12 protein-coding genes are annotated in these 14,419 nt (G+C 62.6%); 5 read left to right on the top strand and 7 right to left on the bottom strand.

Annotated elements, in window-relative coordinates; all coding sequences use genetic code 11:
* Window positions 1-9: 9 nt before the first annotated feature.
* The 7 genes from INQ47_RS02270 to INQ47_RS02240 form a co-directional block, all read right to left on the bottom strand.
* Window positions 10-1,302 (bottom strand): MFS transporter, encoded by a 1,293-nt coding sequence (locus INQ47_RS02270; protein ID WP_252460038.1) that lies wholly within the window; start codon window positions 1,300-1,302, stop codon window positions 10-12.
* A 55-nt stretch (window positions 1,303-1,357) separates the two neighbouring features.
* A complete protein-coding gene (locus tag INQ47_RS02265) occupies window positions 1,358-2,308 on the bottom strand; it encodes a sugar kinase (protein ID WP_404700962.1) in 951 nt (316 codons plus the stop codon).
* A complete protein-coding gene (locus tag INQ47_RS02260) occupies window positions 2,301-3,080 on the bottom strand; it encodes a sugar phosphate isomerase/epimerase family protein (RefSeq protein ID WP_392521682.1) in 780 nt (259 codons plus the stop codon). The genes INQ47_RS02265 and INQ47_RS02260 overlap by 8 nt, the downstream gene beginning before the upstream one ends.
* Before the next feature lie 67 nt (window positions 3,081-3,147).
* Complete coding sequence (ptxS, locus tag INQ47_RS02255) at window positions 3,148-4,167, bottom strand: transcriptional regulator PtxS (RefSeq protein WP_404700961.1); 1,020 nt, start codon at window positions 4,165-4,167, stop codon at window positions 3,148-3,150.
* A gap of 266 nt (window positions 4,168-4,433) precedes the next feature.
* Entirely contained in the window at window positions 4,434-5,681 is a 1,248-nt protein-coding gene (locus INQ47_RS02250) for a c-type cytochrome (RefSeq protein WP_404700960.1), read from the bottom strand.
* A gap of 12 nt (window positions 5,682-5,693) precedes the next feature.
* On the bottom strand, window positions 5,694-7,478 hold the full coding sequence (locus tag INQ47_RS02245) for a GMC family oxidoreductase (protein WP_404700959.1): 1,785 nt from the start codon (window positions 7,476-7,478) through the stop codon (window positions 5,694-5,696).
* Between the two features lie 3 nt (window positions 7,479-7,481).
* Window positions 7,482-8,228 carry a gluconate 2-dehydrogenase subunit 3 family protein gene (locus tag INQ47_RS02240; RefSeq protein WP_404700958.1) on the bottom strand — a complete coding sequence of 249 codons (747 nt, stop codon included), beginning with the start codon at window positions 8,226-8,228 and terminating at the stop codon, window positions 7,482-7,484.
* 277 nt (window positions 8,229-8,505) lie between these two features.
* On the opposite strand from INQ47_RS02240, the gene INQ47_RS02235 reads away from it, so the two are divergent.
* The 5 genes from INQ47_RS02235 to INQ47_RS02215 all read left to right on the top strand — a co-directional run bounded on the left by INQ47_RS02235 (window position 8,506) and on the right by INQ47_RS02215 (window position 14,418).
* Complete coding sequence (locus INQ47_RS02235; protein ID WP_404700957.1) at window positions 8,506-9,195, top strand: histidine phosphatase family protein; 690 nt, start codon at window positions 8,506-8,508, stop codon at window positions 9,193-9,195.
* A 2-nt stretch (window positions 9,196-9,197) separates the two neighbouring features.
* On the top strand, window positions 9,198-10,034 hold the full coding sequence (locus tag INQ47_RS02230; RefSeq protein ID WP_404700956.1) for a phosphatase PAP2 family protein: 837 nt from the start codon (window positions 9,198-9,200) through the stop codon (window positions 10,032-10,034).
* 302 nt (window positions 10,035-10,336) lie between these two features.
* On the top strand, window positions 10,337-11,665 hold the full coding sequence (locus INQ47_RS02225; RefSeq protein ID WP_404700955.1) for a hypothetical protein: 1,329 nt from the start codon (window positions 10,337-10,339) through the stop codon (window positions 11,663-11,665).
* 32 nt (window positions 11,666-11,697) lie between these two features.
* A complete protein-coding gene (locus INQ47_RS02220) occupies window positions 11,698-13,929 on the top strand; it encodes an Ig-like domain-containing protein (RefSeq protein WP_404700954.1) in 2,232 nt (743 codons plus the stop codon).
* 15 nt (window positions 13,930-13,944) lie between these two features.
* Window positions 13,945-14,418, top strand: coding sequence for a curlin (locus tag INQ47_RS02215; RefSeq protein ID WP_021783814.1), 474 nt, complete (start codon window positions 13,945-13,947; stop codon window positions 14,416-14,418).
* The last annotated feature ends 1 nt before the right edge of the window (window position 14,419 follow it).

Here is a 14,419-nt window from a genome sequence, read left to right as displayed (position 1 = left end):
GCAGGTTTCCTAATGGTTCATGGCCAGACGCGAGCTATCGCGCTTTGCCCGGCCTGACGTCTGGGAGGTATTGAGCGCAGCGGTTAGCGCCACTGCAGTCAGTAGCGCACCGCACATGAACAGATAAGAGGCACCGGGCCCGCCCGTAGCCCCATTGAGGTAGCCGACCAGCCACGAACCGCCGAACGAGCCCAGCGCACCCATGCTGTTGATCAGCGCCATGGCGCCGCCTGCGACGTTGGCCGGCAGGATTTCGGGCACGATCGCGAAGAACGGGCCATAGGGTGCGTACATGCAGGCGCCGGCGACCACCAGCAACGCATACGACAGCCAGAAATGCTCGCTGCCCAAGGCGTAAGAGCCATAGAACGCAACGGCGGCAATCAGCAGCGGCGGCCACACGAAGCGCTTGCGCTTTTGCAGGCGGTCGGACGCCCAGGACACGCCCACCATCGCCAGCACCGCCGCCAGGTAGGGCACCGAGGCCAGCCAGCCGGCCTGCACGATATCGACGTTCGCCGCCTGCTTGAGAATCGATGGCAGCCACAGCACGAAGCCATACACGCCGATGCTCCAGCAGAAGTACTGCAGCGCCAGGATGATCACCTGCGGCGAGCGGAACGCTTCGCGGTAGTTCTTCACCGGCTTGATACCCTGCTGCTCGGCAGCCAGCGCCTGCGCCAGGGCGGCCTTCTCCTGCTCGCTCAGCCACTTCACCTGGGCCGGGCGGTCATCCACCAGGCGCCACCAGAAGAACGCCCAGATCACAGCGGGCAGGCCTTCGATGATGAACATCCAGCGCCAGTCGTAATGCTTGATCAGGTAACCCGACACCACCGACATCCACAGAATGGTCACCGGGTTGCCCAGCATCAGGAAAGTATTGGCGCGCGAGCGCTCGGCGCGGGTGAACCAATGGCACAGGTACACCAGCATGGCCGGCATCACCGCAGCCTCCACCACCCCGAGCAGGAAGCGGATACCGATCAGCATGTAGACGTTGCTGACCATGCCCGTGAGCGTGGCAAGGCCGCCCCACAGGATCAGGCAGACGAAGATCAGCTTCCTGACGCTGCGCTTTTCGGCGTAGATGGCGCCAGGCACCTGGAAGAAGAAGTAACCGAGAAAGAACAGCGCCCCCAACAGCGAAGACATCACCGGGGTGATGTGCAGGTCTTCAGCCATGCCGGAGGCGGCGGCGAAGCCATAATTGGCGCGGTCCAGGTACGCCAGGCTGTAGGTAACGAACACAATCGGGATGATGTACCACCAGCGGCGAGGTGCCAGGCTTTGGCTTTGCATGGTTTGTTTCTCCTGAGCTTGTTGTTTTTGTTGCAACAGGTGATTCGGGGTCGGCTCATGCGCTTCTGCGCAGGTCGTAGGCCTCCAGTTCATGACGCAGCGGCAGCCCTTCCATGTCGCCTCGTGACTGCACGGCACGGCTGCCGCACCAGTTGCCGCGCGCTACCGCCTCGGCTACTGCACGGCCCTCCAGTAGCGCGCTGAGCACACCGACGGCAAAGGCATCACCTGCACCGACGGTGTCCACCACGCGGCTGACTGGCACGGGGGCTACCTGCCCTTCGACCTTGGCGCTGCGGAAGTAGGCGCCCGCGTCGCCCAGCTTGATCACCACCAGTTCCACCCCTTGGTCCAGGTAGAACGCGGCGATATCGGCCGGGGTGTGCTGACCGGTCAGCAACCGCCCCTCCTCCAGCCCCGGTAAAACCCAGTCGGCCTTCGCCGCCAAGGCATTGATTTCACGCACCATGCTGCTTTGATCGGGCCACAGCGAGGGGCGCAGGTTAGGGTCGAACGATATGCTGCGCCCGGCTGCGCGCATCCCGTCCAGCAGCGCGTGGGACAGCGCCCGAAAGCTGTCCGACAACGCCAGCGGAATACCGGTAGCGTGTACGTGGCGAGCCTGCAGCCAAACGGGGCTCAACATCGCAGGTGACAGCCTGCTGGCCGCCGAACCGCGGCGAAAGTACTCCACTGCCGGGTCGCTGCCATCATCGCTGCGGGCCTTGAGCTGAAAACCCGTCGGGTACTTGGCATCCACCTCGACGCCGGCACAGTCCAGGCCTTCGCCGCGCAAGCTGTCGAGCACGAAACGGCCCAGCGAATCGTCACCAACCCGGCTCAGCCAGCGTACCTTGAAACCCAGCCGCGCCAGGCCGATCGCCACGTTGCTGTCGGCGCCGGCGATGCGTTTGCCGAACTGGCCGACACCGGCCAGGTCGCCGGCCTGCTCGGCAACGAACATGGCCATGGTCTCGCCAAAACACAGCACGTCATGTTCATGCATGGTCCAGCTCCTGCGCCGCGCCCAGTGCAGACAGGTGACGTACCTGGACCCGGGTCAGCGCCAGCAGGTCGTCGCCCACCAGGGGGTACTCGACGGCGCGCACCACGCCCGGCGCAAACTCGGCCATCAGCGCTGCCCACTCCTGCAGGTCCGCCGCTTGCGGCGGTATGGCAACCAGACGGCCATCGGCCCGACGCTGCACAGCCTTGCAATGCACATAGCGCACCCAACGGCCTAACTGCCTTGCAGCTTGCCGCGCAGGCTCACCCTGCCACTGCCAGTTACCGATATCGAACGTCATACCCAGGCGCAGCCCAAGCGGGTCGACGCGCTGGAAGAACTGCAGCATCGGTTCGAGCCTGCCACCTTGTGCGGTCTGATCGTTTTCCACCAGCAACAGAGGCCCCTGCGCAGGCAACAGCGACGCCAGGGCCATCACATCGCAGTGCTCATCGAAGTGCCCCAGGGAAACCTTCAGCGCCACCGCGCCAAGCGCCCGGGCAATTTCCAGCTTCTGCACCAGTAGCGGGTCGGGCACGCCTTGCGCGGTCCACAGTTCAAGGGGGGTGGAGTACAGGCATTCCAGGCGCAGCGCGGCAATGACCCTACCCAGCGCAGCGGCGTCCGGTGCACTGGCGAACAATTCTTCGCGCAGTTCGACGCGGCTGACGCCAGCGGCGGCCAGCAGGTCCAGAAACTGCTCCTGGCCACGTTGGCGCACAAAGTCGGCGCCGTAGCTGGAGAGACTGATGGAAACGGGGTTCGCGTGCATTGTTCTTGTCCTTATGAAACCGGTTTCATTTTTTAATCAACAGCAGCAGGCGCAAACCTGCTGTTTCTTACTGGGGTTGGGTTGAACCGCGGATGATCAGGTTGGCCTTGAAGTCGATACGCCGTGCTGCGCTGCTGTCGCCGCGCAGGCGACCGAGCAGGCTTTCGAATGCCGCCACGCCGATACGCTCGGTGGGCTGGGCCAGTGCGGTGATGCCTTTGCCGACCAAGGGGTACCAGTCGAGGTCGTCGAGGGCGATCAGCCCGACATCGGCAACCAGGTTGCGCCCGGCCTCGAGCAGGGCCCGGGTCACCGCCAAGGTGGCAACGCCGTTGAAGGTGAAGATGGCTTGCGGACCATGGCCACTGTGGGCAAGAAACGAAGCCAATTGGCCCTGCAGCCCTGCGCTGATTTCAAGTACCTGCTGACGCATGCCTGGCCGGCGGCTGATCGACGCGCCGAACGCCTGCACCCGCTCCAGGCGTGAACTGGTGCCATCAAGGGGTTCGCTGACCGCCAGGATGTCGCGGTAGCCCTGGGCCTGCAGGTGGTCAAGGGCTTGCTCGACTGCGTCGGCATTGTCCAGGCCGACAAGGTCCACATTCAGCTCGGGCAATTGGCGGTCGACCAGCACCATGGGGATGTCACGCCGCAGGTTGAGCAGTTCGCCGGGGTGGTGACCGAGCGTGTTCACGATCAACCCTTCGACGTTGTAGCTCTGCAGGGCCACCAGGTGGTGACGCTCCTGCTCGTCGTCGCGGTTGGTGTTGCACACCACCAGGCTGTAACCATGCTGACGGCAGGCGGTTTCCACGCCGTGCATCACGGCCACTGAATAGGGGTTGAGAATATCGGCCACCAGCATGCCGATCAGTCGCGTCTGGCCGCGCTTGAGGCCGCGAGCCATCTGGTTGGGGCGATAGCCGAGGCGTTCGATGACCTCTTCCAGCCGCTTGGCCGTGGCTTCGGCCAGCAATTGGCGGTCGCCACCGATGTAACGGGAGACGGTGGCTTTGGAAACGCCAGCAACACGCGCCACTTCGCTGATGGTGACCCGTTCGCGGGTATGGGCAGGCGCGTCGGCCATGGGTTTTCCTTATGATTGTTTTAATGGTTATGAAACCGGTTTCAATACAGCAAAAATGCGCGGGTTCGTCAACATGCCGTTGGTCGGGCGCGAAGTCAGGAAATGTTAAATCACATTAAGAATATTGCATAAAACATTGATATTTTTAGATTTATATATATGGAACAGAGCTTACTCTGGAATCTGATTACGTTAGGGGATGGCACGGGCTTCGCCCGTGTTCGCGGGTAAACCCGCTCCTACGGGCGAGGGCGCAGAAATACACGTCAGCGAAGCGACTTCACGTCACTGGCCGTGACGGCACTGCCCTGGTTCCCCCAACTGCTGCGAATAAAATTCACCACCTCGGCAACCTCCTGGTCGCTCAGGCGCCAGCCGAAAGCCGGCATGGTGAAGTTCGACGGCGCAGTGTGCGTTGCCGGTACCGTGCCACCGGCAAGCACCACATGGATCAGCGACGTGGCATCCGCAGTCTGCACCACCGGGTTGCCGGCCAAGGCCGGGAACACGCGGGTGTAGCCCTGCCCGTCGGTGCGGTGGCAGGCCGCGCAGTTGTCGATGTACACCGCCGCCCCAGGCTTGCTGTCGTCACCCTTCCATAGCGCATCGGCTACCTGCTTGTCGTAGACATGCGGCTGGTCATCCGGATTGCTCGGCGGCAGGGTTTTCAGGTAGCGGGCGATAGCGGTCAAGTCGGCATCACTCATGTGCTGCATGCTGTGCTCGACCACATCGCTCATGCCGCCGAACACGGCGCTGCGATCACTGCGCCCAGTCTTGAGAAACTGCACCAACTGCGCTTCGCTCCAACTGCCCAGGCCGTCCTTGTGATCGCCACGCAGGTTCTTGGCAACCCAGCCTTCCAGCGGCGCGCTGCCGGCCAGAAACTGCTCGCCATCGGCCGCGCTCAGGGCCTTTTCCTGCATGGTCAGCGCCCGCGGCGTATGACAAGCACCACAATGCCCAAGGCCCTCGACCAGGTACGCACCGCGGTTCACCACAGGGTCAGCTGTCGCCGATGCCTGCCAGGGCTTGGCCTCTGGTGCGAACAGACCGCGCCAGATTGCCAGCGGCCAGCGCATGCTCAGCGGCCAGGGAATGTCAGAGGCCTTGTTCGTCTGCTCGACTGGCTCCACGCCCTTCATGAAATAGGCGTACAGCGCCTGCATGTCCTGCTCGCTGACCCGCGCATACGACGGGTATGGCATGGCCGGATAGAGCGTACTGCCGTCCTTGCCGATACCCCTGCGCACGGCCTGGTCGAAGTCTTCGAAGCTGTACTGGCCAATGCCACTGGCCGCCGGGGTGATGTTGGTGGAGTACACCGTGCCAATCGGCGTTTCCATCGGCAACCCGCCGGCAAAGGGTTTGCCGCCTTTGGCGGTATGGCAGGCCACGCAGTCACCGGCGCGGGCCAGGTACTCGCCCAGGCGCACCTGCGCATCGTCATTCGCTGCGGCTTGCACAGCCGCGCCGGCACCCAGCACCAGGGTTGCGATCAACAGTGTCTTCATGCTCATCGCTCCTCAAGCCTGGACCAACGGACCGGGGTTTTTCAGGTACTGCTCACGGATGGCACGGGCCGACCAGTAGGTGAGCGCGGCCACCAGCCCGGTCGGGTTGTAACCCAGCCCCTGCGGGAACGCCGAAGCCCCCGGAACGAACACGTTGTGTACGTCCCAGCTTTGCAGGTAGCGATTCAGTGCACTGGTTTTGGGGTCGGTGCCCATGATTGCCCCGCCGTTCAGGTGGGTGGTCTGGTAACTGGTGGTGTTGAAGTGGTCCTTGACCTGCTTGCCCAGCACGGCAATGGCCTTGGGGTTCATCGCTTGGGCGATCTTGCTCAGCTTGTCGACCATGAACTGGTTCATCTTGATGTCGTTTTCCTGCCAGTCGAACGTCATGCGCAGCAGCGGCTGGCCGTAGGCATCGCGGTAGGTGGGGTCCAGGTCCAGGTAATTGCCACGGTAGGACTGGTGTGCGCCGTGGGCATCCATCGACACCTGGTGGGTGTAGTAGTCGGCCGTGGCCTTCTTCCAGGCACTGCCCCAGGCCGGCGTGCCCGGCGGGTTGGAGGTGCCGGCAATCGGCCGGCTACCGGCCTGGTTCACCCACATTGGCGAACCGCCGACGAAGCCGTGCGGGCCATGATCGAAGTTGTCGGCGTTGAAATCGTCGATGGCAATACCATTGCCACCCGCGCCGATGAAGTTGTTGGTGTAGGTGTCCTTGTCGAAGAACGCCTTTACCGTACCCATGTTTTGATAGGCGAAGTTACGCCCGACCACACCTTCGTTCTTCACCGGGTCGTAAGGCTTGCCAATGCCGGAAAGCAGCATCAGACGCACGTTGTTGAACTGGAAAGCCGCCAGAATCACCAGCTCTGCCGGTTGCTCCACCTCGCGCCCCTGAGCATCGATGTAGGTCACGCCGGTGGCCTTGCGCTTGCGGTCGTCCAGGTTCACCCGCAGCACATGGGCATTGGGCCGCAACTCGAAGTTGGGCACTTGGCGCAGCGCCGGCAGGATGTTCACGTTGGGCGAGGCCTTGGAGTACATGTAGCACACGTAACCGCTGCAGAAACCACAGAAGTTGCACGGCCCCATCTGCGCCCCGTAGGGGTTGGTGTATGGCCCTGAGGTGTTGGCCGACGGCAGGTTGTAGGGTTTGTAGCCCAGGCTGGTGGCAGCCTTTTCGAACAGCCTTGCCGATACAACGTTCTTCTGCGCGGGCAGCGGGAACGGGTTGGAACGGTCTGGCGCATAGGGGTTGCCGCCCTTCCCTTCACCGACCACCTGGCCTTTTACGGTCCAGGCCTGGCCTGAAGTGCCAAAGACCTTTTCGGCAAAGTCAAAATAGGGCTCCAGCTCTTCATAACTGACGCCGAAGTCCTGAATGGTCATGCCTTCGGGAATGAACGCGCGCCCGTAGCGCTCTTCATAGTGGCTGCGCAGGCGCAATTCGACGGGGTCGACCCGGAAGTGCACACCCGACCAGTGCAGGCCTGCGCCACCCACGCCCTTGCCCGGCAGGAATGCGCCCAGCTGGCGATTGGGCAATGCCACATCATTCAAGCTATGGCGGACAGTGACGGTTTCTTTCGACACATCGACGAACAGCTTCTTGCGCACGCTGTAGGTCAGCTCATCGATCACCTGCGGGTAGCTGCCTTCGGGGTAGGTATCCTGCATCGGCCCCCGCTCCAGGGCTACCACGTGCAGCCCGGCCTCGGTCAGCTCTTTGGCCATGATCGCACCGGCCCAGCCGAAGCCGACGATCACCGCATCCACTTTGTTCAACACAGTCGCCATGCCTCAGGCCCTCTCACCACGGATCGATACAGCCGGGAACGGGTAAGGCTCGTTGCGCTCGACCCAGTCCATGAAGTCGGCGCGGGCGCCGGGGAAGCCGATCTGGGTCCAGCCGACCATGCCTTTGTTGCCGCCATGAATCGGGTCGCAGAAGAACCCTTCGCGCGTGTTTTGCACCAGCAGGCTGAAGAACACCTTGGCCGGAACGGTTTCGAAAACCACCTCTCCTGCCTCCAACGTACTGAGAATGCGGTCCTGGGTAGCGCTATCTTGCGCAGCAAAAACCTGTCCGCCATTGGCCTTGCACCAGCTGTCCACGGCAGCGATGCCCAGGCGGTAGATTTGTTGCGGGCTGAGCTGCAGCTGATAGCCCAGCTCGGGCGGGGCGTCGGCGTTGAACGGCCCTTGCATGTACCACTGTGCGCCAGTCGCGTAGGGGGTGTTCATTTGCCTGTCGATAAATTCGGCGGCGCCCGCTTCGAGTGCCCCTGGGCCAAGCTCATCGGCCGGGATGATGCGGGAAACGGCAGCTTGTAAAAAAGCCCATTCTTCGGCGCTGAAGAATGTCGGTTGATAGTTGCCCGCAGGCGGCGTGGCCGGCACTTTCGGTTGCTGATGCGGTTGCGGGGCCGCAAGCAGTTGGCTGGCGCCCACGCCAAGCCCTGTACTGGCCACTGTAACGACAGGGATCAGGGTCAAGGTCTTGCGCAGAAAATCCCTGCGCGGGTTGTCTGGGGCATGCTCAGGCATTGCGAATCCTCATCGGCTTTGGGGTGGCCTTGATAAGCGCCATCTGATTTTCAATAAAGAGGTGATCTTGATAGGCCATCAAGAAGACAGCCGAATAATCTAGCGCGTTCAGAAATGTTTTGAAACCGGTTTCATTTTTACCCTCTCACCCGGCTTGACCTCCACCGCACGCCCATCAGCGCAAGGCTTTTTTCACACCCGCCTCACCCTCTGCCGACATTCCACTGCCTACAGTGCCGACGCTCTCGCATGGAGCAGACTGACTGGAGTGGCAAACATGCTGCACGACGTGATCGACGACTCCCCCGCTTCACGGCTTGGGCCGATATACCGATGGCCTTGGGGCGCAGCGCAATGGGTGGTGTTGTGCCTGCTGCTATTGCTCGGCGCAGCGGCAGCCTGGGCTCAGCAGCGCGCGGCCATCCCCAACCTGGGCAATCCCCATCACCTGCAGCACAGTGGGCTGTATACCGATTGGGCAAAAGGCTCGGTGATTGTCGTACTGCGCCATGCCGAACGCTGCGACCGCTCCAGTGATGCGTGCCTGAATGACCCCAGCGGCATCACCGTCGCGGGCAGGCAGGCGGCCACCGATGTAGGCCTCGGGTTGCAACACCTTGGCCTGGGCGAGGCTGATGTCTGGACCAGCCCAGAGGTGCGAACCCGGCAGACCGCACAAGCCATGTTCGGTAAAACCATTGCCACACAAGACTGGCTTAATCAATGTGACGGCCACTTTGCCGAAAAGGCCTTTGCCCTCAAGCGAAGTGGCCACAACCTCGTGCTGGTCAGCCACAGCGGCTGCATGGAACAACTGGAGCAGGCGCTCAAAGCACCTGCTAGCGCAACATCGAACAGTTATGCCGGCGCCCTGTTCATCACGCGTGGCAACGATGGCAAGACGAAGGTGCTGGGCCAAATGGCGGCCAGTGAATGGCACACACTCATTGATGCCAAGGAACTCTGAACATGCCCTCCCGCGCCACCTTCTACCGCAACAACCTGCTGCTGCCGCTATTGCTGGCCGCCATTGTGTTCATGGCCTTCGACCTCACAGACTTAGATCGCTGGATCAGCAACCTGCTGCTTGACCCGGCCACTGGCCAGTTCCCGCTGCTGCACAACCCGTTATTCGAGAAAGTCACCCACAAATGGCCACGCATCCTGCCGGACTGGACAGGTGAACTGGCCGTCATAGGCAGCTTGCTCTCGTTCATCTGGCCGCGCCTGGCCAGCCACCCACAACTGGGCCTTGCCCGGGTACTGGAAAAGGTCCGTATTGCACCGGTGCTGCGCTTTACCACCCAATATCGGCGCGACCTGTTGTTCGTGGTGGTAGCGTTCGCACTGAGCACCACCGTGATTCACTACCTGAAAAGCCATACCAGCGTGTATTGCCCTGTGGAAACCACACTGTATGGCGGTTCGCAAGCCCGGGTCGAATGGTTCGAAAACTTCTCTTTATGGAGCAAGCCCGGCGATGGCCGTTGCTGGCCGGGCGGCCATGCGTCCAGCGGGTTTACGCTGTTGGCGCTGTATTTCGTGGCCCTGCGCCACCGGTGGGCGCATGCTCGCAAGTTACTGGTTGCCATCCTGCTGATCGGATTCGTGTATGGCACTACCCGAGTATTACAGGGCTGGCACTATATGTCTCATACGTTCTGGGCCGGAATCTTTGTCTGGCTTACAACCTGGGCAACTGCATTGCTCTTCTATGGACGCATCGCACTGCAGGCGGCTGAACATAGCCCGGTCATAGCTGATGCTGCGCCGCAGCACTTGCAGGCGTGGTCAGAACAGCCATGAGAAAAAGTCACGCAAAGCACGCGGTTGCAGATCGCAAGAATAACCGGCCGCGCCTACTGCCTGATCCTGACTGAATTCAGAACTCGGCTCTGCATCGAAAACCGGGTTGAAATTACCGGCCCCCAATCCCCAACCTTGGGGGAACGCTGCCCACCGCCAGCGGCTTGCAAAATCCCCCGCGGATAGGCTCGCCCCTTGCCTCCCAAGGCCTGCAGCGCAACTTTCAGATATTGGCACAGCTCTTGCCGATCTCCTCCCAGACGCCCCAAGTCCATGGGCCCGTTTGCAGGAGGAATTGACTCATGCACCGACCGATACCCCACCCGCTGGCAGTGGCGATTTTCGCCGGCATGCTCCAGCTCCCGGCGCAGGCCGCCTTGAACGCTGTCGACCCAGGCGCTTACGTTCCTGCCAACGGCGGCTTCCCCGCCTGGTACCAGGACAGCCACGGTCGTACCCTCGACCTGTGCCTGACCAAGGCGGTCAGCTCCCGGGTCGCCGGCGCGCCCGGCGCACCGTCATACATGTGCACGCTGCTGCCCACGCCCGGTGTGTTCGACGATACCCAACCCATCGACTTCCCCACCAACTTCCCTGACGAAGCGTTCTGGTTCACTGCCGATGCTGCAATCGTCGACGCCGCCCGTGGCATCGACCTCAGCTACGGCACGGCGATCGAAGCGGCATTCGCAGCAGGAGAACCCGTCGAGGGTGACCAGGTCAGCTTCGCTCGGGTCCGTATCCGGGTCGACGTACCCACTGCAGGCACCTACGTAGTCACCCACCCCTATGGGGTCGAAGTGTTCGATGTACCCGCCGCAGGGCGCCGGGCGATCAACATGACCCGCGACATCGGCATCGCCGGCGCAGGCGACTTCACCGGCGCACTCAAGGGCGATGTCGGGCCGTTCCTGCGCAGTGTCAACGGCCCCTACACCGAAGGCAACGAGCGCTTCATCGGCGACCCGAACCTGGAAGAGCAGGTCACCGGCAGCCCATTCAACACCAACTACGTACGCATCGAAGGCCCTGGTGGCATCGACCTGCGCACCGAGGTGTTCGCTGTGTCGGGCAAGCTTTCCGAAGTGGCCCTGCCAACCCCGCTGATGCCACAACGCAGCACTTACTCACGCCATACCGAGAACGGCGACCTGATCGCCCAGCAAGACATCTTCGTAATGGCCCCGCCACCTCCGGCAACTGTCACCCTGACCAGTCAAACACCCAACCTGAACCTTACCGAAGCCGATGGCACTGGCGCCTGGTACGGCCAGTCAGCCCTCAACCCGGCGGCCGGAACCATCGTCACACTGTCCGCTGACAACAGCGTGGCCGTCCCGACCAGCAGCGTGGCCACCACTGACCTGCCACTGACCGACCTGGTCACCATCACGCAGGCCCAGTACCGCCTGTCCACTGGCGAGCTGACCCTGGTGGCCAGCACCAGTGACGAAACCACACCTCCAGTACTTACCGCACATACCGGCAACGGCACGTTGATCGGCAACCTGGGCGGTACCGGCGCCGTGAAGACGTTGAGCATGACCCTCTCGCCCATTCCGCCGGCCAAGGTGCAGGTCACCAGCGCCAACGGTGGCAGCGACACCGAAGACGTGGTGCTGGTGCCATGAACAGACAAAGGCTCAGCCTTCAAGGAGGCAGCATGAACACTTGGTCGCGCCGTGCGCTGTTGGCCGCCGGTTTCTCTCTTACCGTTACCAGCGCCGCATTCGCCGCGCTGTCTGATGTCGACCCGGGGCCCTACACCTTCGCCACAGGTGGCTATCCGATGTGGTACAAGGACAGCCTCGACCAATCCCTGGAGCTGTGCCAGTCACGTGCCACCAGCACCCGTGCGCCAGGCGCGCCAGGGGCGCCGGCCTACATGTGCACCTTGTTGCCCGAGCCCGGTGTCTATGACGATGCCCTGCCGCTGGTATTTCCAGATAACTGGCCACCGGAGATGTTCTGGTTCCTGGCCGAAACCTCGATACCACAAGTAGGTAACAGCGGTTATGAGCTGGAGGTCTACGTTGCCGGTTTAGAAGCAGCCTTCGCTGCTGAGAACCCGGTAGACGGTGATCAGCAAAGTTTCGCGCGCATCCGTATCCGTGCTTCGGTCCCACGCACCGGCACCTACACCATCACGCACCCTTACGGGGTGGAGACGGTCAACGTCACCACGGCAGGACGTCGCGCGATCAACATCACCCGGGACATAGGCATTGGCGCTCCGGGCAACTTCCAGGGGGCGCTAGAGGGTGCGATCGGCCCTTGGCTGAAGGGGGTTGGCGGGCCGTATACAGAGGTCAACCCTGACACTGGTACCACCGAAACCTACATCGGCGACCCCAATATCACCGAAGCGGTAACCGGTAGCCCCTTCAATACCAACTTCGTGCGCATCGAAGGGCCCGCTGGGACCATTCAGACCAACACGTTCACAGTGTCTGGCAAGGTGCTGGACCAGCGGGCACAAACCCCGGTCACCCTGGAGCGCGCCACGTACTCGCGCAACGGCAGCGGCACCCGCGTGGAAGTGTTCGCCAAGGCCCCGAGTGAGGCCAGCCTGTGTATGCGCAATGGCCTGGCACTGATCGGCACGCCGCCTTCGCCTTGTCAGTTCACCCTGACTTCGGACAACAACGGTTTGTTCTTCAGCCAGCAGTTCAACCAGTCGGCGCCACCAGAGGTGGTGGTTGTCACCGCCAGCAACGCAGTCGGCGGCACCCAGCCGACTGCGCTCTCGAGCAAGCTGAGCGACGTGGTCAAAGTCAGCACCGCACGCTATGACTGGGCCAACAAACGCCTGTTGATCGAGGCCAGCTCCAGCGACGAAGTAGCGGTCCCCGACCTGCTCGCCCAAGGCTACGGCCGCATGTCGAAATCGGGCACGCTGCAAAGCATCACGGTCAACGACCTGGCGCAACCGCCCGCCACCGTCACGGTCAAGTCTGCCCGCGGCGGTAGTGATGTGGAGCCGGTGATCGTGGTCGGCAACGCCCCGGTCGAGGCCGCCAACCAGCCACCGCTGGCCCAGGCCGATGTCGGCAACACCAGTGTCGGTGTACCGATCACACTCAACCTGCTGCTGAACGACAGCGACCCGGATGGCAACGTGCCGCTGACCATCAGCGACCTGACCCAACCCGGGACCGGCCTTGGCGGCGTAGTGATGAACGGCACCACCTCGGTGACCTACACGCCGCCGAGCGGGGCCACACAACCGCTGGTAGCCACCTTCAGCTACCGGGCGATGGATGCCAAGGGCCTGAAGTCGGAACCGGCCACGGTCACCATCAACGTCGCGCCTAACCAGGCACCGACTGCCAACCCGGAGACCGTCGCCACCCTGGGCGTGCCATTGACCATCAACGTGCTGGCCAATGACACCGACCCAGAAGGCAACGTGCCGCTGAGCGTGACCAACATCACCCAGCCGGCCGCCGGCCGCGGCACGGTCAGCACCGACGGCACGACCGTAACCTATACCCCACCGGCCACTGTAACCACAGCCTTCACCACCACCTTCACCTACCAGGCTCGTGACTCGCTGGGGGGGCTGTCCACCCCAGGTACGGTCACCGTCAACGTGTCGCCTCGGCCTGCCGCTGAAACCTTCGCCGTCACGACAGCCACAGTAACGGCGCGCTCCAACAACCGTTACAACTGGGACATCAGTGGCACCTCGTCGGTGACTACCGGCAATACCGTGACCGTGCAGGTAACCACTACTACCGGTGTCCAGACCTTGGGTACGACCACGGTAGCGCTGACCGGGCGCTGGCGCCTGGTGGTCAGCAATAGCACCACGATCATCCCGACTGCGGCACCAACGGCGACGATCACCACCAGCCAAGGCACCACGCGCACCGTCAACGTCATCGTGCAGTAAAAGCCGGAGGCTTCGATGAAACGGCTGTACTCCCTGTTGCTCTGCCTGGCCCTGGTAGGCCAGGCCTGCTGGGCAGAGGACCTGATGGACAATGCCGACCTCGCACCCGGCAACGACCTCGGCGAACCAGTGATCATCCGCCTGCTGCCGGCTGGTGCCGGCCAGGCTGCGGTGATCGAGCAACAAGGGTCAGGCAACCGCGCCGCCCTCGACCAGAACGGTCAGGCCCTGCTGGGCCGTATCGTCCAGTCTGGCGGTGCTCAGGAAGCGTACATCTTGCAGGAAGGCAGTGACCTGATGGCCATCATCAGCCAACAGGGAAATGGCAACAGCGCGTCGATTCGCCAGAGCGGCAGCAGCAACAGCGCCGCCATCGAGCAGATCGGCAACGACAACAGCGCCAGCATCGTGCAGTCCGGCTCGGGGCTCAACAGCTCCGTGACCCAGGCTGGCAATGGCCAGCATGTTCAGATCACCCAATACCGATAGA

This window comes from Pseudomonas sp. 3HC3, from assembly GCF_044904505.1.
Classification (GTDB): Bacteria; Pseudomonadota; Gammaproteobacteria; order Pseudomonadales; family Pseudomonadaceae; genus Aquipseudomonas; species Aquipseudomonas putida_Y.
This window is presented reverse-complemented; position numbering and strand designations above follow the sequence as displayed.

What these genes read in the sequence shown, in the direction of transcription:
- INQ47_RS02270 (WP_252460038.1), bottom strand. Translation starts at nt 1,302, where the DNA reads ATGCAAAGCCAAAGCCTGGCACCTCGCCGCTGGTGGTACATCATCCCG.
- INQ47_RS02265 (WP_404700962.1), bottom strand. Translation starts at nt 2,308, where the DNA reads ATGCATGAACATGACGTGCTGTGTTTTGGCGAGACCATGGCCATGTTC.
- INQ47_RS02260 (WP_392521682.1), bottom strand. Translation starts at nt 3,080, where the DNA reads ATGCACGCGAACCCCGTTTCCATCAGTCTCTCCAGCTACGGCGCCGAC.
- ptxS (WP_404700961.1), bottom strand. Translation starts at nt 4,167, where the DNA reads ATGGCCGACGCGCCTGCCCATACCCGCGAACGGGTCACCATCAGCGAA.
- INQ47_RS02250 (WP_404700960.1), bottom strand. Translation starts at nt 5,681, where the DNA reads ATGAAGACACTGTTGATCGCAACCCTGGTGCTGGGTGCCGGCGCGGCT.
- INQ47_RS02245 (WP_404700959.1), bottom strand. Translation starts at nt 7,478, where the DNA reads ATGGCGACTGTGTTGAACAAAGTGGATGCGGTGATCGTCGGCTTCGGC.
- INQ47_RS02240 (WP_404700958.1), bottom strand. Translation starts at nt 8,228, where the DNA reads ATGCCTGAGCATGCCCCAGACAACCCGCGCAGGGATTTTCTGCGCAAG.
- INQ47_RS02235 (WP_404700957.1), top strand. Translation starts at nt 8,506, where the DNA reads ATGCTGCACGACGTGATCGACGACTCCCCCGCTTCACGGCTTGGGCCG.
- INQ47_RS02230 (WP_404700956.1), top strand. Translation starts at nt 9,198, where the DNA reads ATGCCCTCCCGCGCCACCTTCTACCGCAACAACCTGCTGCTGCCGCTA.
- INQ47_RS02225 (WP_404700955.1), top strand. Translation starts at nt 10,337, where the DNA reads ATGCACCGACCGATACCCCACCCGCTGGCAGTGGCGATTTTCGCCGGC.
- INQ47_RS02220 (WP_404700954.1), top strand. Translation starts at nt 11,698, where the DNA reads ATGAACACTTGGTCGCGCCGTGCGCTGTTGGCCGCCGGTTTCTCTCTT.
- INQ47_RS02215 (WP_021783814.1), top strand. Translation starts at nt 13,945, where the DNA reads ATGAAACGGCTGTACTCCCTGTTGCTCTGCCTGGCCCTGGTAGGCCAG.